Origin of the sequence: Xanthobacter nonsaccharivorans, from assembly GCF_043194755.2 — a bacterium.
GTDB lineage: Bacteria > Pseudomonadota > Alphaproteobacteria > Rhizobiales > Xanthobacteraceae > Xanthobacter > Xanthobacter autotrophicus_G.
In genome coordinates, this window is the sequence record NZ_CM195526.1 from 2,054,102 (window position 1) to 2,070,809 (window position 16,708).

Below are 16,708 nucleotides of genomic sequence, written 5' to 3' on the forward strand. Positions count from 1 at the left end.
GTCAGGCCCTTCCTTTGTTCGATTGTGTTTCAGAGGCGCAGCACGCCGCCGCCCGCTGCCGCCGCCAGAGCCCATAGGCAGTGATCGCGAGAAAGAGGACGAGCGCTGGAATGAGCACATAGTCGACCCACCCGAGCCAAGCCGACAGGCCAAGAGCGCCGAGCGCGATGACCAGGATCGGTGTTGCGCAGCAGATCGCCGCGATGACCGATCCGATGATTCCGGTTTTCAGGATGGTCGTGTCTTTCATGCCAACCTCCCGACAGCGCAGCCCGCCCGCGTGAGCACCGGCTCGAACAGCGCCCGTCCGACCTGCATCGCCTCGTCCGGCGTGAGGCGGTACCCTTCCGAGCCGGATCGGTTCGTTCTCCACCAGTCTTCGAGGTGCGCCTCGGAGCAGAAGAAGGCGATTACGGTGCAAAGAGAGGTCGCCGCGCAAGCTCCCTCATATTGGTTGCCAGACCACACGACTGTCGATCCTGGCTCCACGGAATCCAGCGCGATTCCACGGTCCTTTGTGGCGATCCGGATAGGACCGCCGCACGCGCGGCAGCGAGACTCGATCACCACGTCGGCGTCGAACATGGCCCCCGTGCCGAGCGCATCGATGGCGCACATGGCGTGCGTAACTTTGCCGCCAAACCCGACGCGGTGTTCGGTTGATCGGGTGGTCAACGGATAGGCGCCAAGGATGGCGTTGCTGCCGCCATCGCGGACCACGAGATCGCGCGCCGCCAGCCGGTCTAGGAGCGCCGCCACACGGCCCTCGTCAAGCCCAGTCAGAGCCGCGATCCACTCGGCGTCCGGCGCGCCATCCAACTCCGCCAGACCTTCGATGACCGCCTGTCGCACGCGATCTTCCTCGTCGTCGTAGCCGCTCCAGTTCTTGGCTGGATCGATGGCGGAGAGAATCGCGACCAGCGCATCCGCCGCGGTTGGCGAGGTCACCGCCGCCCAGTCGGGAAAGGCTACGCCGGGACGCAGTTCGAAGCTCGGCAATTCGCTCACTTCAGCTTCCCTGCTGTACCGCCGCCGGATATCCCGCGTTCGTCGAGGCCGCCGCGATCGCTTCCGGCGTCGCGATCGAGGGATCAAAGACGACGGTCGCCGTCTTGGCGTCGAAGTCGATCCGAACCGATCGCACGCCGCTGACGCGCTCCATTGCTGATTTGACCGTCACCGGACACAGTGCGCAGGTCATGTTCTCGATGGTGAAGCTCATCGTCCGGAGAGCCGCGACCTGGGTTGCCGCCGTTTGCGCGGCAAGTGGCGAGACGGCGACCATGGATAATATGCCGCCGGCGCCCAGAGCGAGCACGCTCGCGCCGATGATGAGGGATCGTTTCATGTCAACTTCTCCTAATAAAACAGCGGCGCCCACCAGTTGATCGTCAAGGCCAGGACGACAAGCACGGTCGCCAGCCAGAGAGCGGTCTTGGTGATGACGGAGGATTCCGGCCGGGCGCAGTAGGATCCCTCCACGCAAGCGGGTTTCGGCTTGAAATAGACCTGCCGAAAACCAAGCCCGATGAAAACCAGCGCTACCACTGCAAAATAGGGCTTGTAGGGTTCGAGCGCCGTGAGGTTGCCGATCCAGGCCCCGGAAATGCCGAGCGTCAAAAGCACGAGCGGTGCAATGCAGCAGGTCGAGGCGAGGATCGCGCCAATCACGCCGCCGACCGCGAACCAGGTCTTCCTCCGGTCCTCGGTTTTCTGGGGCGCGCTCAGCGGTGCCGCTTCGATATTCGTATTGCTCATGCGACTCGACCCTCGATTTTCATTTGATTGCAGCCTAGGGTCTGTAGCAACTACAGGCTCAAGAGGCTTTTCGAACGATGAGCGATCACGTTTCAGGGAGAGGGTTGCAGCGGGCCAAACTCGCCCGGCGCACGGGCTGCAATCTCGAAACCATCCGCTATTACGAGAAGATCGGCATGATGCCCGATCCGCCGCGCACCGCGTCAGGGTACCGCGTCTATGACGAGGGCCACGTCTCCCGCCTGCGCTTCATTCTACGCGCCCGTGAGCTCGGCTTCGCCATCGAGCAAATCCGCGGCTTGCTCGAACTTGTCGATGGCGGCACTCAGACCTGTGCCGAGGTGAAGGAGCGGACCGAGCGACACCTCATGGACGTGCGAGCGAAGATCGCCGACCTCAAGCGGATCGAAAAGGTGCTGGCGGCGACCGCCTCGCGATGCTCCGGCGAGGATGTTCCGGAGTGCCCGGTTCTGGACGCGCTGGCATCATGACGGCGGCACTCACGATTTAGCCAGCCTAAGCGTAAGCTTCACACGCAGCAGTCCACTTCCCTCTCCGGGTCTGTCCGAACGAGGCACCACCCCGCTCGCAATGCGCTGATCCTTGGTCCAATCGATGGCCTGACGCCATCAACCCGTGAAGGGTCGGCTACGCGAGCGTGCGGCCTTGAGGCTTCGCCTCCGCGGTGATTGCGGCCCTCGGCCGGACACATCGGGCGCCTGTCGCGCGGGGGATGGTCCCCCGCCTCCAGACAGGAGTCGGAACAATGTCCCTCAACGACGCTCACGCCTTCGCCTTCAGCCTCGCCACCACGCTCATGGTCGCGATCGTCATCTTCAAAGCAGGCGACGGCACGATGAGTGTCATGCCTGCCTCCGAATACGACGGAGACGCCTCGGCGATCATCCGCGAAGTCGATCCATTCGCCCCTTGAGGGCGACGGTCCGCTCGGCCGAGCGGAAATCCGAACGGATTTCCGCTGCCGCCATCACTCAACTTCGGCTATACTGACATCTGCGCCGTGGTGGTGGTGGAAGGCGCGACCGTAGACCTTCATCTCACGGAGCACACCACCATGGTACTCGGCATTCTCTTGAGCATCACAGCAATTGGCGTCGTCTGCTGGCTGCTCTTCACCCTCGCTATCTACGCGCTGCCCTTGTTCGCGGGCATCACCGTCGGCACGTGGGCCTATGGCACTGGGGCGGGCTGGCCCGGCAGCATCGTCGTCGGGCTCCTCGCCGCCGGGCTGATGCTCGGCATCGGCCAGTTCCTCTTCGCCCTGGTGCGTCCGGTCTGGCTCCGGCTGACCATCGGACTTGTCTTCGCGGCACCGGCGGCCATCGCCGGCTACCATGCCGTTCACGGTATCGCGAAGCATGCCATGCCTTCGGAGACCTGGCAGTTCATCTTCTCCGTGATCGGCGCCATCGCTATCGGCGCGACGGCCTGGATTCGGATCGCGGGCGCCGAGCCCGCCCCGATCCGGGCAGAACCTCGCTCGGGGCTGACATCCTCGCAACGTCGCGGCGGACCAGAGGCATATCGAAGCCGTCCTCAGCATCGTGGAACAGGCAGGGGTCAGGCGGCGATGGGCCGTTAGATTCGGGCCGGGAGGCGGCGGCCGGTTGAGCAATCTTGACCAGCGGGCGTCGATGACTCGGCACATTGATGGTGCAGGAGCTTTAGCGTTCTGACCGGAAGCGTGGCGTGGGAACCGATGCACGCGCTGCGTCGGGACCGGGAGACAAGGACCGCCGGTGATAGTGCCGCGTATTCACCGGGCACCGAGGGGGGCGCCACCGTCTCCGTTGATCGGCTCTGCCCAGTCGAGCGCTCCAAGACGGCCTCTTCGATGGGTGTATCTGGCCGAAGGACGGCTTCGCCTCGATCGCCTATGGCGCAACAGCGCCGTCAAGACTTTCTTCCCCTGCCGGCTACGCCGTCATTCCTCGCGGGACAAGAAAGTCCCTCCTCTGCTGTCTGAAGCCCTGCGGGTGCGCCGTCGATCGCCTCCGGCCGGTCGATCACCATCGAGGCCGCAATGGTGCGGGCTCGAAGGACAGATCAAGGAGACTTCCCATGGCGACCATCGGCACCTTCAAGAAGACCGGCTCGAACGAGTTCACCGGCGAAATCGTCACCCTCAGCGTCCAGACCAAGAACGTCCGCATCGTCCCCGACGCCCGCTCCACCGGCGAGAACGCTCCCAGCCACCGCGTCTTCGTCGGCCGAGCCGAGATCGGCGCCGCCTGGTCCAAGCGCTCCAACGAGGGCCGCGACTATCTCGGCCTGAAGCTGGACGACCCGAGCTTCAACGCCCCGATCTACGCCAACCTTTTCGACGACGAGGATGGCGACGGTTACAGCCTCATCTGGTCCCGGCCCAACCGCCGGAATGGCGACTGAGCCACCACCGATGCCCCGTCCGGATTACCGGGCGGGGCATCACGCCTGTGGGAATCGGGTCCTGCAGGCGGCCGAAAGCTCCCGATCATCCCGGAAAAATGACTCCGGGCCTTTTCTCATGTACGAATCACTAGTTTACTAGGTGGCAGTATATTAGGGGAAACGGCGACCTCTCCGCATGAGATTGCGGGAGCTTGTCGCCAGAAATTTGCGTCGACTGAGACACGCCAAGGGCTTGTCGCAGGAGGAACTTGCCGATCGTGCCGAGATCAATCGCAACTATGTCGGCATGCTTGAGCGGGAACAGCACGCCGCGACGATCGATATGCTGGAAAAGCTGGCGATCGTGCTTGAAATCGATCCGGTCGCGTTTTTTGAACGGGCTGAGCGGCAGGACGCCGACGAAGATTGACAGTGCGGCGCGTAGTGATGTCTGCACTGCATCACGCGATGTCTACGCGTACAGCTTACGACAATTCAAAACTTCGATAAAGTCGACCCGGAATCGAATGGCTGTCGCCGTTGATGTGTCGGGGGACCCATCATGACCGCGCCGGATTTTCTTGACGAACCGCCCGGAGGCGCGTCGCTGACCGACTACGACATCAAACATTTGAAGCTCTACGTTCGCCTGCTCGACGCCGATGCCGAGGGCGCGGACTGGCGCGAGGCGGTTACCATTTTGTTCGGCATTGACCCCCGTGATGATCCCGAGCGCGCTCGGCACATCCATGAATGCCATCTCCTGCGCGCCCGATGGATGACCGAACACGGTTACCGCGACCTGCTTCGGCGCGGCCATCACTGAACGGGTCCGCGATGCGCCGCAGCGATCACGCGGCGCTTTTTCCGGGTCTTCCCTGATCCAGCTCAACCGGGAATCGTATCCGGCCCGGAGACATGAACCATGTGAGCCAGGAGGTAATCGATGGCGCCGGACCCATCGCAGTGGCGAGTTTCGACCAGTTACGACTATTTCGACGATCTCGGCATTTCCGACCTGGCGTGGGAATGCTTGCGCCGAAATGTCGATTACCAGCGCGACTATGCAAAAGCGTTGAAAGAGATGGATGACCCTAAGCAGGCGACCACGTCGTTCCGCCTGCGCTGGGGGTTGCAATTTCCCTGCCCACCCAAGCCACAGCGCCATCGAGGAGCCGGTTCACTGGACGACGGAGGCCGACCTTGGAAAGGTTCTGCTGATCGCGTCGCCATCCCTTGGCTCGGCCGGCGCACCACTGCCCGCACTTGATCCGAGCGCAACGCACCGCAGCGCGCACGAACTCCACGCAATCCACGGAGACGGCGCCGACGCAGTCCACGTCGTGCTGCTCGGCGGCATCGAACCCGACCAGCCGCTGGCCGCGGTCGTCCCGCTGGACACTGATGCACCAGATCGGATCGAGGCCATCTCGCGCCTCTGGGGCGGGCTCCAAGCGCCGCCTCCGCCCGCCGATCTGCGCGTGACGCTTCAGCGCCGGCAGCGCCTCCGTCACATGCTGCGGGCCTTTGACGGCCGCGCCTGCCGTGCGACCTACCGGGAGATTGCGGAGGTGATGTTCGGCGTGTCCCGCGTCGCCTCCGACTCCTGGAAAACATCAGCGCTTCGCGATTCCACCATTCGGCTCGTGCGCGATGGCCTCGCCATGGTCGATGGCGGCTATCGTGATCTGCTGCGTCGACGCCGACGGCGCTGACGGCGTCCCATTGCAGGGGGTGCGAAATAGCCCCCTCTATCTTCACCATCCCCCCAGACAGCAGCTCTTCGCCACCGTGGCCTTCGCCCGCCGCTGATCGCCAGCGGCCTCAACGAACGCCCCGGAGGCCCGATCATGTCCGCCAACCTCGCCGGTTTGCCGCCGCGCTTTCTACGCACCCCTGAAGCCGCTCGTTTCTTAGGTCTTTCCGGCCGCACGCTGGAAAAACACCGGACCTACGGAACCGGCCCGGCGTATCGCAAGCTCGGCGGCCGTGTCGTCTACGCTATCGACGACCTGCAGGCCTGGGCCGATCGGGGTGCAGTCACATCCACGTCGGATCCGCGCGGCGCCGTCCTTCCCGCTAAGCGTCATGAACCGACGACGCCGGTCCACGCCGGCCGCCACGCGCGCTGAGACGTGCCGGCATGTCGTCCCGCCATCACAGTAGCGAACGCGAGCAGCTCGATCTCTTCCGAGCGCTGCCCGGCGACCTCGCGCCGCGAGATGCGCAGGACCTCATGGCCTATCCGTTCTTCTCGCTCGCCAAGTCGAAGCGCCTGGCGCCGATCGACTTCAAGGCGGGCTCGATCGTCATCCGCGTCGAAGCCGTCCCCGAGCATGGCATGGCGACCATCTGGGACGCGGACGTGCTGATCTGGGCAGCCTCCCAGATCGTCGAAGCGCGCGACGCCGGCCTACGCCCGTCGCGGCTCATGGGCACCACCCCGTATGAGATCCTGAACTTCATCGGCCGCGGCGTGTCGCTGCGCGACTACGACCGCCTCAAGGCCGCGCTCGACCGTCTACAGTCAACCACGGTCGCCACATCGATCCGCCAGCCCACCGAGCGGCGGATGCATCGCTTCTCCTGGATCAACGAGTGGAAGGAGAAAGCCGACAGCCGAGGACGGCCCCTTGGCCTCGAGCTGATCGTGCCCGACTGGTTCTACGCCGCGGTCCTCGACGACGCGCTCGTGCTGACGATCGACCGCGCCTACTTCGATCTCACGGGCGGGCTCGAACGCTGGCTCTACCGGCTCGTGCGCAAGCATGGCGGCCGCCAGGAGTTCGGCTGGAGCTTCGATTTCATCCACCTCCACGCCAAGTCCGGCTCGCTCTCGCCGCTCAAGCACTTCGCCTACGACCTGCGCGACATCGTCCGCCGTCAGGCACTGCCCGGTTACCGGCTGACCATCGAGCAGCCGACCAGCGGCCCCGATCGCCTTTCCTTCGCCCCGACCGATCCGGCGCCGTTCGGCGCGCCGCGACGCCGCCGTTCCAACACGCGCCCTGGGGATAAGCTGTGAATTGCCTCGTGCTATCAGGGACCGCCCCTATCGTGCCATCGGGGACCCGATCCTCGTGCTATCGGGGACCGGAATCGACGATTCCGCGTATCGAATCAAAAGCTTGCGGCACCCGTAACTTCTCTAACCAGAATTCCTACGGAATTCTTCTAACGGGTGCCGCGTTTTGCCCGCCTGCGGATAACCGCCGGCCAGCGGCCGGGAGCGCGTCATGATCGTCGCGCTCCTCAACCAGAAGGGTGGTGTCGGCAAGACGACGCTCGCGCTGCACCTCGCCGGCGAATGGGCGCGACGCGGCCAGCGCGTCACCGTGATCGACGCGGACCCGCAAGGCTCTGCGCTCGACTGGTCACAGCAACGCGCGCGCGAGTGCCTGCCGCGCCTCTTCGGCGTCGTCGGCCTGGCGCGTGACACGCTCCACCGCGAAGCGCCGGAGCTGGCGCGCGACGCCGATCACATCGTCATCGACGGGCCGCCCCGCGTCGCCGGGCTGATGCGTTCCGCATTGCTCGCCGCCGATCTCGTCCTGATCCCGGTGCAGCCGTCGCCATTCGACGGCTGGGCCTCGGCCGAGATGCTGGCGCTGCTCGGCGAGGCGCGCATCTATCGTCCGCAGCTCGCGGCCCGCTTCGTGCTGAACCGATGCGGCGCACGAACCGTCATCGCTCGCGAAACGGCCGAGACGCTCGCCGATCACGATCCGCCGGTGCTGGCATCCACCATCGGCCAGCGCGTTGCCTTCGCCGATACGGCGCAGTCCGGACGCCTGGTGTCGGAGGTCGACGACGACAGCCCGGCCGCGCGCGAGATCGCCGCGCTGTGCGTCGAGATCGGGAGGCTCGGACTATGACCGGGCCGTCTCAGAAACGCGGCTTCGCAGCCCGGCCCGGCGGTGCTGAACACTGGATCAAATCGTCAGCGGCGCCGCCTGCGCGCGACCCGGGCATCGCCGCGTTCTCGGCGCGATTGACCATCGACGTCACCTCCGAATTGCGCGGGCGCATCAAGATCGCGGCATTCCGGCGCGGCGTCACGGTCGCCGACATGCTGCGCGACCTGCTCGCGCGCGAATTTCCCCCGACCGAAGGAGACCCATCATGACCGGCACCGCGGCCTCGCGCGTGCGCAGCGGCCCGTCGCCGTCCGCGCTCGCGTCCGACCATCTGACTCATGTCGAACTGACCTGGATCGAGAAGAGGATCGAATACTGGATCCGGTTCGGAGACGACGTCCACGAACAGATTCTGGATCGCCGCCGGCGTGTCCTCTCCTACCAGCCGGGCAGCATCTTCGCGTTCGTCCGCTGGGCCTCCAACGACTTCGGCACGATCATCTCGCGCATCGACATCGTGCGCGCCGTCTCGCCGCGCCAACCCTATCAGACGCTGCCGTTCGTGCGCCCTGGCGGCGACATCCTGCTCAAGCTCGAAGGCTGGCCGAAGGTCGAGCACGTACTCCAACTCATCGACGCCATCGAAGCGCGCAACATCGATCCGGCAGCGGTCTCGCCCGATCATTGGCGGCACATCCACAACCGCCTGACGGCAGGCCACGAGCCTCGTGCCTACACGTTCGAGCAGCATCGGGCATTCCTGAAGCGCCGGAGTGCCGAGCCATGACCCGCTTCGGCTACGTCATGACGACGTATTTCGCCGTGATGCTGATCGGCGGCCTGTCGTTCATCCACAATGCGCCGAAGCTGATTTGGAACGCCTCGGCCAGCACGCCGATCGGGCTCTATTCCGTCGACCGATCACCGCGTCTCGAAGTGACTGACCTGGTCGCCGTGGCCGCTCCCGAACCGCTCGCCACGTTCCTGGCCGAGCGCGGCTACCTGCCGCGCGGCGTCCCGCTCATGAAGCGCGTTGCCGGCCTTCCGGGGCAGCAGGTCTGCCGAACCGGCGCTCGCATCACCGTCGATGGCATCGCGATGGGAGAGGCGCTGCGACGTGACCGCCTCGGCCGGGATCTGCCGGTCTGGCAGGGCTGCCGGCGCATCGCGGACGGCGAGATCTTCCTCATGAACTGGTCCGTCCGCGACAGCCTCGACGGCCGCTACTTCGGTCCCATTCCCACCAGCTCGATCATTGGCCGCGCGATGCCGGTGTGGACCGACGAAGACGACAGCGGCCACTTCGAATGGCGTGCCCAAACACGTTGAGGGGCGCGCCGAACCTCTCCCTCACAAGCAGCAGAAGGAACCTTCCCATGCCACAGATCGGTCAGTTCACCCGCACGAAATCCGGCTATTCCGGCCGCGTCCACACGCTCACCCTCGACGCCGCGCTTTCTCTCTTTCCGGCCGAACCTTCAGACGCCGAGAACGCGCCGGACTACCGCGTCCATCTCGGCGACGAAGATGGCCCCGAGGTCGGCGCCGGCTGGAAGCGCACCGGCGAGAAGGCCGGCGAGTACGTCTCGCTGCTCCTCGACGATCCCGTCTTCGCGCAGCCAGTGCGCGCCAATCTGTTCCAATCCGGCGACGATAAGACGACTTGGGGCCTCCACTGGAACCGTCCGCCGAAGCGCGGCGAGCGGGACTGAGGCCATGCGGACGCTTCACTCACCTCACAGGCGCTTCGTGGATTCCGGGCGGACGCATGCCGCCCGGCATCTCGCCATCCTTCTCCTTTCCGGTCTGCTTTTCGGCGCCGGATCGCCCGCCGCCACTCTGGCTCAGAGCGCGGTCGAGCGAACCGAACCTGCCGATCCGATCGCCGCCTATGTTGCCGAGGCCTCGCAGCGCTTCGGCGTTCCGGCGGCCTGGATTCGCGCCGTCATACGCGCCGAAAGCGCGGGCGACGTGCGCGCGATCTCCCGAGCGGGTGCGATGGGGCTCATGCAGATCATGCCCGATACCTGGGCGGCGCTGCGTATCCGCCATCGTCTCGGTAACGACCCCTACGACCCGCGCGACAACATCCTGGCAGGCGCGGCCTACCTGCGCGAAATGCACGACCGTTACGGCTCGCCGGGCTTCCTTGCGGCCTACAACGCCGGTCCCGGCCGCTACGACGAATATCTTGCGGACGGCCGTGCGTTACCGGCAGAAACGCGAGCCTATGTCGCGGCCCTCGCACCTCTTGTCGGCGACGGCGAGATCGCCGGAACCGTCACTGTCGCGACCGCCGATCCACAGGCGTGGACGCGCGCGCCGCTGTTCATCGCGCAAGCCGACGGCACGACCTCTGCTGATCGGGTACAGACCGGGGGCCGTTCTGAAGGCGCTCAGACGGCGGCTACGCTGCGCGAGATTTCCGCGATCACGCCGCAGTCCTCCGGCCTGTTTGTCGTGCGACCAGATGCTGGAGGGCCGCGATGACGGTGCCTCGACCGCATCGCAGTCTGGCGTGCCCCGGCGCATCATGGAGGGCGCCGAGGGGGGAGCGAGGTAACACGACCGCACGATGGCAGGATAAAGGGGCGCGATGTGCGCGTCGGTTCGGTCGTGTTTTTTCAGGGGCTTACGAGGCGAATTCGCGAGGTGCGCCTGATCGGCGCAGCCTGCGGCTTCGGCAATTTCAGAAGAAAATCAGCGCCGTTGCGCGATGTGCGGGATCGCGACCATGAGCGGCGAGGACGATTTCCGCATCCGGCCAGGCCGCATCCGTTCGCCCAGCGCGCAGCGCGCCAGGCCCTTCATCGCGCAGGCGCTGGCGGCGGCCCAGCGCGCCGGCGGAACGATCTCCCGCAAGGGGGCGATCGGGCCGAACCACCGTTCCCGGTTCGGCCGGGGCCAGCGCGCATCGGTGCAGGCCAACCGGCTCATCACCTCCCGCTCGCGCGGCGCTGTCGTCAAGGCGCGTGTCGTCCGCCACGGCGGACGCGCCGCGCCGCTCGCGACCCACCTCAGCTATCTGCGCCGCGAGGGCGTCACCCGGGACGGAGAGAAGGCCCGGCTATTCGGCCCCGGCACGGACGATGCCGATCGACAAGCATTCGCGGAGCGGTGCGAGGATGACCGGCATCATTTCCGGTTCATCGTCTCGCCAGACGACGCCGTGGAGATGTCCGACCTCAAGACTTTCACCCGCGACCTCGTCGGGCAGATGGAAAAGGACCTCGGCACGAATCTCGATTGGGTCGGCGTCGATCATTGGAACACCGAGCATCCGCACGTCCACCTGATCGTGCGTGGCGTGCGCGAGGACGGCGAGAATCTCGTCATCTCGCGCGACTACATCAAGGAGGGCATGCGCGATCGAGCGCGCGATCTGATCACCCAGGAGCTCGGCCCCCGCACCGATCAGGAGATCCGCCGCACGCTCGAACGCCAGATAGCCGCCGAGCGTTGGACCAACCTCGACCGGCAGCTCGCGCGCGACAGCACCCGCACCGGCGTCATCGACCTCGCGCCGCATCCCGACCGCCAACCCGACGAATTCCATGCGCTCAAGGTCGGGCGACTGCGCAAGCTGGAATCGCTCGGTCTCGCCAACCAGTTCAGTCCCGGCCAATGGGCCATGTCGGAGAATGCCGAGGCGACGCTGCGCGAGCTGGGCGAACGCGGCGACATCATCAAGCGCATTCATCGCGGCCTAGCCGAGCGGGGCATCGAGCGCGGCGCGGCCAATTATGTGCTGGCCGGCGAGAGCCTGGACGATCCCGTCGTCGGCCGGTTGGTCGCCCGTGGCCTCGACGACGAGCTGAAGGGCACGGCCTATGCCGTGGTCGATGGCGTCGACGGCCGCACCCACCACATCAAGCTGCCCGATCTCGATGCCGCCGGCGACAGCACGCCGGGCTCCATCGTCGAACTGCGCAAGTTCGACGATGCCCAGGGCCGGCGGCGCGTCGCGCTGGCGGTCCGCTCGGACCTCTCGATCGAGCGCCAGATCACGGCGACAGGCGCGACTTGGCTCGACCGTCAGGCTATCGCCCGCCAACCGGTCGGCCTCGGTGGCGGCGGCTTCGGCGCCGAGGTGCGCGGGGCGATGGATCGCCGCGCCGAACATCTGCTCGGGCAAGGCCTCGCCGAACGTCAGGCCCGCGGTGTCAGCTTCAGCCGTAACCTGATCGAGACGCTACGCCGCCGTGAGCTGGACGCGCTCGGTGAGAAGCTGGCGTCGGAGAGCGGACGGCCGCTGACGCGCGCTTCGACCGGCGAATATGTCTCCGGCACCTATCGGCAGCGCTTCGCGCTCGCCTCCGGCCGGTTCGCAATGATCGACGACGGCCTCGGCTTCCAGCTCGTGCCCTGGTCCCCCTCACTCGAAAAGCAACTCGGCCGCCATGTCTCCGGCCTCGCGCGCGGCGACGGCGGCATCGACTGGAGCTTTGGCCGCAAGCGGGGGCTCGGCCTGTGACCACCACTCTTCACGAAGAAAGGACCCCGCAATGTCCGCCACCAAGATTCTCTGGGGCCAGATCCTCGTCGTCTTCCTGATCGTGCTCGTCACGACCTGGACCGCGACACAGTGGACGGCCTGGCAACTCGGCTTCCAGCCGCAGCTCGGCCGGCCATGGTTCGAGCTGTTCGGCTGGCCCGTCTACTATCCGCCTGCCTTCTTTTGGTGGTGGTATTTATACGATGCCTACGCGCCGCCGATCTTCGTCGAGGGCGCCTACATCGCGGCATCCGGCGGCTTCATCGCGATCGCGGTCGCGATCGGCATGTCGGTGTGGCGAGCTCGCGAGGCCAAGAACGTCGAGACCTACGGCTCTGCGCGCTGGGCCCGGCCCGACGAGGTGGAATCCGCTGGGTTGCTCGGACCCGACGGCGTCGTGCTCGGCAAGCTCGATCGCACCTATCTGCGCCACGACGGACCCGAGCATGTGCTCTGCTTCGCGCCGACCCGCTCCGGCAAAGGCGTCGGCCTCGTGGTGCCGTCGCTCTTGACCTGGCCGGGCTCAGCCATCGTCCACGACATCAAGGGCGAGAACTGGCAGCTCACGGCCGGCTTCCGCGCGCGGCATGGCCGGGTGCTGCTCTTCGACCCGACCAACGCGAAGTCGGCTGCCTACAATCCGCTGCTCGAGGTCCGCCGCGGTGAATGGGAAGTTCGCGACGTTCAGAACATCGCCGACATCCTGGTCGATCCCGAAGGGTCGCTCGAAAAGCGGAACCACTGGGAGAAGACCAGTCACGCGCTTCTCGTCGGCGCTATCCTGCACGTCCTCTATGCCGAGGCCGACAAGACGCTCGCCGGCGTCGCCGCCTTCCTGTCCGATCCGAAGCGGCCGATCGAGTCGACGCTTGCCGCCATGATGAAGACCGCCCATCTCGGCGCGGCCGGACCCCACCCGGTCATAGCATCCGCCGCCCGGGAATTGCTGAACAAGTCCGACAACGAGCGCTCGGGCGTGCTGTCGACCGCGATGTCCTTTCTCGGGCTCTACCGCGACCCCGTCGTGGCCGCCGTCACGCGCCGCTGCGACTGGCGCATCACCGACATCGTCGGCGGAGCCCGGCCGTCGACACTCTACCTCGTTGTGCCACCCTCCGACATCGCACGCACCAAGCCGCTGATCCGGCTGATCCTCAATCAGGTCGGCCGGCGATTGACCGAGGACCTGCGGGCCAAGGGCGGGCGGCACCGGCTGCTCCTCATGCTCGACGAGTTCCCGGCACTCGGTCGCCTCGACTTCTTCGAGTCCGCTCTGGCGTTCATGGCCGGCTACGGCCTGAAGAGCTTCCTGATCGCGCAGTCGCTGAACCAGATCGAGAAGGCCTATGGGCCGAACAACTCGATCCTCGACAACTGCCATGTGCGCGTCAGCTTCGCGACCAACGACGAGCGGACCGCCAAGCGCGTTTCCGATGCGCTCGGCACCGCGACCGAGATGCGGGCGATGCGGAACTATGCCGGGCACAGGCTCAGTCCCTGGCTTGGCCATCTGATGGTCTCGCGCTCGGAGACAGCGCGGCCGCTGCTGACGCCCGGCGAGGTCATGCAGCTCCCACCTGCGGACGAGATCATCATGGTCGCGGGCACTCCGCCGATCCGGGCGAAGAAGGCCCGCTACTTCGAGGATCGTCGGTTTCAGGAGCGCATCCTGCCGCCGCCGGAGCTCACGAAACAAACCACGGCGAAGGCCGACGATTGGAGCAGCCTAGCATTGCCGGCGCGCCCGGAGATCGAGGATGCCGCCGCGAAGGATGGCCAGAGCGACGACGAGGACCCGACCGGCTCGGAACGCCGCCACCAGCCCGAGCTGAACAAGGCCGGGACCGTCGAGAAGAAGGCGCCGATCGACAACGAGTTCGCCGCCGACTTCGGCGACGACGAGGAAGACGACAGCGCCCGAATGAGCCGGATGAACCAGGTCATGCAAGGGGTAGCCCGGCAGGTCTCGCTCGACCCCAATGACGGCATGGACCTGTGAGGTGCGATGACGAAGGCATCAAAAAAGCAGCGCCTGTCGGTTTATCTCGACCCGGACGTCATGAAGGCGCTGGCGGTCTATGCCGCACGGCGCGACCAATCACGCTCCCTGATTGCCGAAGCGGCCATCGCTTCCTTCCTGTCGCCCGATGCCGCCGAACGGCAGGAAGCAGCGACCACCAAGCGTCTCGACCAGCTCGACCGGCGCATGACGCGGATGGAACGCAACCTCGGCATCTCCGTCGAAATGCTGGCCGTCTTCGTCCGCTTCTGGCTAACGACCAATCCGCCACTGCCGGAACCTGCCCAGGCCGCGGCGCGTGCTCAGGCAGGCGAGCGATACGACGCCTTCGTCGCTGCGCTCGGCCGGCGACTCGCCAAGGGACCGAAGCTGCGTCAGGAGATTTCGGAAGACGTGTCGGGCGTCGCGGACGCGGAATAATCATCGCTCGCGGCATCGCAAGTATTCATCAGTACCGCCGTTCCCCTGTCTTTGTACGCCAGAGCGCTACGACCACATTCCGGTTGTTGCCACGCCCCAATTTCTGCCTCTTCTACTCATCCCCGATCCAGGGCCGCTTGTCTGCGGTCCCGCACGGAACGGGGACGACATGGCGGTTTCTCACCAACAATCCGAGGCGATACTTCGCGGCGCACGCATGTTGCGCACCGCGCTTGGCCCCGCCATCGCCGGATTCCTGGAAGACCCGTCGATCGTCGAGGTGATGCTCAATCCCGACGGGCGGCTCTGGATCGACCGCCTGTCGGAGGGACTTTCCGACACAGGCGAGCGCCTGTCCGCCGCCGACGGCGAGCGCATCGTGCGTCTGGTCGCGCACCATGTCGGCGCCGAGGTTCATGCGGGCAGCCCGCGCGTCTCGGCCGAACTGCCCGAGACCGGCGAGCGGTTCGAGGGTCTGCTGCCACCCGTCGTAACAGCTCCGGCCTTCGCGATCCGCAAGCCGGCCGTCGCGGTCTTCACGTTGCAGGACTACGTCGCGACCGAGATCATGTCAGCCGACCAGGCCGCGATCCTTCGTCAGGCCGTCGCCGACCGGCGCAACATTCTCGTCGCCGGCGGCACGTCCACCGGCAAGACCACGCTCACCAATGCGCTGCTCGCCGAGGTGTCGAAGACCTCCGACCGCGTCGTGCTGATCGAGGATACGCGCGAACTGCAATGCGCCGCGCCGAACCTCGTTGCGATGCGCACCAAGGACGGCGTCGCCTCGCTCTCCGATCTCGTCCGCTCCTCGCTTCGCCTGCGCCCCGACCGCATCCCGATCGGCGAGGTGCGCGGTTCCGAAGCGCTCGATCTCCTCAAAGCATGGGGCACGGGCCACCCCGGCGGCGTCGGCACCATCCACGCCGGCACCGCGCTCGGCGCGCTGCGCCGCCTCGAACAGCTCATCCAGGAAGCTGTCGTGACCGTCCCCCGCGCGCTGATCGCCGAGACCATCGATCTCGTCGCGGTGCTCAGCGGCCGAGGCTCGACCCGTCGCCTCGCCGAACTCGCCCGCGTCGAGGGTCTCAAGCCGGACGGCGACTACCGCGTCACCCCCACAACCCAGCCCATCTCAGGAGATCTCCCATGAATCGTCATTGCCTGCGCCTCCGCCGCCAAATCTCGACGGCGGCGGCCGTCGCCTTCGTCAGCATGATGATGGCTCCCGCCGCATATGCTTCCGGCTCGTCCATGCCTTGGGAAGCCCCGCTGCAGTCCATCCTCGAATCGATTGAGGGACCTGTGGCCAAGATCATCGCTGTGATGATCATCATCATCACCGGCCTTACGCTCGCTTTCGGCGACACATCAGGCGGCGCGCGGAAGCTGATCCAGATCGTCTTCGGCCTGTCGATCGCCTTCGCCGCGTCGAGCTTCTTCCTGTCCTTCTTCTCCTTCGGCGGTGGAGCACTCGTCTGATGGCGAGCCTGATCGACAGCGGCGAAGTGCCGGGCTACGCCGTCCCGGTCCACCGGGCGCTGACCGAGCACATCCTGCTCGGCGGCGCTCCGCGTTCGATCGCCATCCTCAACGGCACGCTGGCCGCCGCGCTCGGCCTCGGCCTGCGTCTCTGGCTCGTCGGTCTCGGGCTCTGGGCGATCGGACACTTCGCCGCCGTTTGGGCGGCCAAGCGCGATCCGCAATTCGTGGACGTGGTGCGGCGTCACCTGCGCATCCCCGGCCACCTGAGCGCGTGAGGCCCCG

At 66.2% G+C, this 16,708-nt stretch carries 26 protein-coding genes; 22 read left to right on the plus strand and 4 right to left on the minus strand.

Annotated elements, in window-relative coordinates:
* Position 1 precedes the first annotated feature (1 nt).
* From merF to V5F59_RS09285, 4 genes are read right to left on the minus strand one after another with little or no spacing between them, the layout of a single operon-like run.
* On the minus strand, positions 2 to 250 hold the full coding sequence (merF, locus tag V5F59_RS09270) for a mercury resistance system transport protein MerF (RefSeq protein ID WP_393981540.1): 249 nt from the start codon (positions 248 to 250) through the stop codon (positions 2 to 4).
* Positions 247 to 1,008, minus strand: coding sequence for an alkylmercury lyase family protein (locus V5F59_RS09275; protein WP_393981538.1), 762 nt, complete (start codon positions 1,006 to 1,008; stop codon positions 247 to 249). The genes merF and V5F59_RS09275 overlap by 4 nt, the downstream gene beginning before the upstream one ends.
* 1 nt (position 1,009) lies before the next feature.
* Complete coding sequence (locus V5F59_RS09280) at positions 1,010 to 1,348, minus strand: heavy-metal-associated domain-containing protein (RefSeq protein WP_393981536.1); 339 nt, start codon at positions 1,346 to 1,348, stop codon at positions 1,010 to 1,012.
* 11 nt (positions 1,349 to 1,359) lie between these two features.
* Positions 1,360 to 1,758, minus strand: a complete 399-nt coding sequence (locus V5F59_RS09285; RefSeq protein ID WP_393981534.1) for a mercuric transporter MerT family protein — start codon at positions 1,756 to 1,758, stop codon at positions 1,360 to 1,362.
* Positions 1,759 to 1,835: 77 nt separating this feature from the next.
* On the opposite strand from V5F59_RS09285, the gene V5F59_RS09290 reads away from it, so the two are divergent.
* The 22 genes from V5F59_RS09290 (at position 1,836) to V5F59_RS09395 (ending at position 16,701) form a co-directional block, all read left to right on the plus strand.
* Entirely contained in the window at positions 1,836 to 2,249 is a 414-nt protein-coding gene (locus V5F59_RS09290; RefSeq protein ID WP_393981532.1) for a MerR family transcriptional regulator, read from the plus strand.
* A 275-nt stretch (positions 2,250 to 2,524) separates the two neighbouring features.
* Complete coding sequence (locus V5F59_RS09295; RefSeq protein WP_203192657.1) at positions 2,525 to 2,692, plus strand: hypothetical protein; 168 nt, start codon at positions 2,525 to 2,527, stop codon at positions 2,690 to 2,692.
* 141 nt (positions 2,693 to 2,833) lie between these two features.
* Complete coding sequence (locus V5F59_RS09300) at positions 2,834 to 3,361, plus strand: hypothetical protein (RefSeq protein WP_445329488.1); 528 nt, start codon at positions 2,834 to 2,836, stop codon at positions 3,359 to 3,361.
* A 479-nt stretch (positions 3,362 to 3,840) separates the two neighbouring features.
* Complete coding sequence (locus tag V5F59_RS09305; protein ID WP_300301142.1) at positions 3,841 to 4,167, plus strand: DUF736 domain-containing protein; 327 nt, start codon at positions 3,841 to 3,843, stop codon at positions 4,165 to 4,167.
* Between the two features lie 178 nt (positions 4,168 to 4,345).
* The gene (locus tag V5F59_RS09310; protein WP_332119582.1) at positions 4,346 to 4,579 is read left to right on the plus strand and encodes a helix-turn-helix domain-containing protein; all 234 of its coding nucleotides are present in this window, start codon (positions 4,346 to 4,348) and stop codon (positions 4,577 to 4,579) included.
* Positions 4,580 to 4,711: 132 nt separating this feature from the next.
* Positions 4,712 to 4,975, plus strand: coding sequence for a DNA -binding domain-containing protein (locus V5F59_RS09315; RefSeq protein WP_393981529.1), 264 nt, complete (start codon positions 4,712 to 4,714; stop codon positions 4,973 to 4,975).
* Positions 4,976 to 5,095: 120 nt separating this feature from the next.
* Positions 5,096 to 5,419, plus strand: coding sequence for a transcriptional regulator domain-containing protein (locus tag V5F59_RS09320; protein WP_393981527.1), 324 nt, complete (start codon positions 5,096 to 5,098; stop codon positions 5,417 to 5,419).
* Between the two features lie 73 nt (positions 5,420 to 5,492).
* A complete protein-coding gene (locus tag V5F59_RS09325; protein ID WP_393981525.1) occupies positions 5,493 to 5,864 on the plus strand; it encodes a DUF2285 domain-containing protein in 372 nt (123 codons plus the stop codon).
* 135 nt (positions 5,865 to 5,999) lie between these two features.
* A complete protein-coding gene (locus V5F59_RS09330; RefSeq protein WP_393981523.1) occupies positions 6,000 to 6,281 on the plus strand; it encodes a helix-turn-helix transcriptional regulator in 282 nt (93 codons plus the stop codon).
* Positions 6,282 to 6,292: 11 nt separating this feature from the next.
* Positions 6,293 to 7,174: a replication initiator protein A gene (locus V5F59_RS09335; RefSeq protein ID WP_393981521.1), complete on the plus strand. Its 882-nt coding sequence runs from the start codon at positions 6,293 to 6,295 to the stop codon at positions 7,172 to 7,174.
* A gap of 211 nt (positions 7,175 to 7,385) precedes the next feature.
* Positions 7,386 to 8,024: a ParA family partition ATPase gene (gene parA, locus V5F59_RS09340; protein WP_393981519.1), complete on the plus strand. Its 639-nt coding sequence runs from the start codon at positions 7,386 to 7,388 to the stop codon at positions 8,022 to 8,024.
* Positions 8,021 to 8,275, plus strand: coding sequence for a hypothetical protein (locus V5F59_RS09345; RefSeq protein ID WP_393981517.1), 255 nt, complete (start codon positions 8,021 to 8,023; stop codon positions 8,273 to 8,275). The genes parA and V5F59_RS09345 overlap by 4 nt, the downstream gene beginning before the upstream one ends.
* Positions 8,272 to 8,793, plus strand: a complete 522-nt coding sequence (locus tag V5F59_RS09350) for a DUF2840 domain-containing protein (protein WP_393981515.1) — start codon at positions 8,272 to 8,274, stop codon at positions 8,791 to 8,793. Before V5F59_RS09345 ends, V5F59_RS09350 begins: the two co-directional genes overlap by 4 nt.
* On the plus strand, positions 8,790 to 9,335 hold the full coding sequence (locus tag V5F59_RS09355; RefSeq protein ID WP_393981513.1) for a S26 family signal peptidase: 546 nt from the start codon (positions 8,790 to 8,792) through the stop codon (positions 9,333 to 9,335). The genes V5F59_RS09350 and V5F59_RS09355 overlap by 4 nt, the downstream gene beginning before the upstream one ends.
* Before the next feature lie 47 nt (positions 9,336 to 9,382).
* On the plus strand, positions 9,383 to 9,718 hold the full coding sequence (locus V5F59_RS09360) for a DUF736 domain-containing protein (protein WP_393981511.1): 336 nt from the start codon (positions 9,383 to 9,385) through the stop codon (positions 9,716 to 9,718).
* A gap of 4 nt (positions 9,719 to 9,722) precedes the next feature.
* On the plus strand, positions 9,723 to 10,496 hold the full coding sequence (locus V5F59_RS09365) for a lytic transglycosylase domain-containing protein (RefSeq protein ID WP_393981509.1): 774 nt from the start codon (positions 9,723 to 9,725) through the stop codon (positions 10,494 to 10,496).
* 244 nt (positions 10,497 to 10,740) lie between these two features.
* The gene (locus V5F59_RS09370) at positions 10,741 to 12,480 is read left to right on the plus strand and encodes a relaxase/mobilization nuclease domain-containing protein (RefSeq protein WP_393981507.1); all 1,740 of its coding nucleotides are present in this window, start codon (positions 10,741 to 10,743) and stop codon (positions 12,478 to 12,480) included.
* A gap of 31 nt (positions 12,481 to 12,511) precedes the next feature.
* Positions 12,512 to 14,500, plus strand: coding sequence for a conjugal transfer protein TraG (locus tag V5F59_RS09375; RefSeq protein ID WP_393981505.1), 1,989 nt, complete (start codon positions 12,512 to 12,514; stop codon positions 14,498 to 14,500).
* 6 nt (positions 14,501 to 14,506) lie between these two features.
* Positions 14,507 to 14,941: a ribbon-helix-helix protein, CopG family gene (locus tag V5F59_RS09380; RefSeq protein WP_393981503.1), complete on the plus strand. Its 435-nt coding sequence runs from the start codon at positions 14,507 to 14,509 to the stop codon at positions 14,939 to 14,941.
* A gap of 169 nt (positions 14,942 to 15,110) precedes the next feature.
* Complete coding sequence (gene trbB, locus V5F59_RS09385) at positions 15,111 to 16,094, plus strand: P-type conjugative transfer ATPase TrbB (protein ID WP_393981501.1); 984 nt, start codon at positions 15,111 to 15,113, stop codon at positions 16,092 to 16,094.
* A complete protein-coding gene (locus V5F59_RS09390) occupies positions 16,091 to 16,423 on the plus strand; it encodes a TrbC/VirB2 family type IV secretion system protein (protein WP_393981499.1) in 333 nt (110 codons plus the stop codon). Before trbB ends, V5F59_RS09390 begins: the two co-directional genes overlap by 4 nt.
* On the plus strand, positions 16,423 to 16,701 hold the full coding sequence (locus V5F59_RS09395; protein ID WP_393981497.1) for a VirB3 family type IV secretion system protein: 279 nt from the start codon (positions 16,423 to 16,425) through the stop codon (positions 16,699 to 16,701). The genes V5F59_RS09390 and V5F59_RS09395 overlap by 1 nt, the downstream gene beginning before the upstream one ends.
* Positions 16,702 to 16,708: the final 7 nt, after the last annotated feature.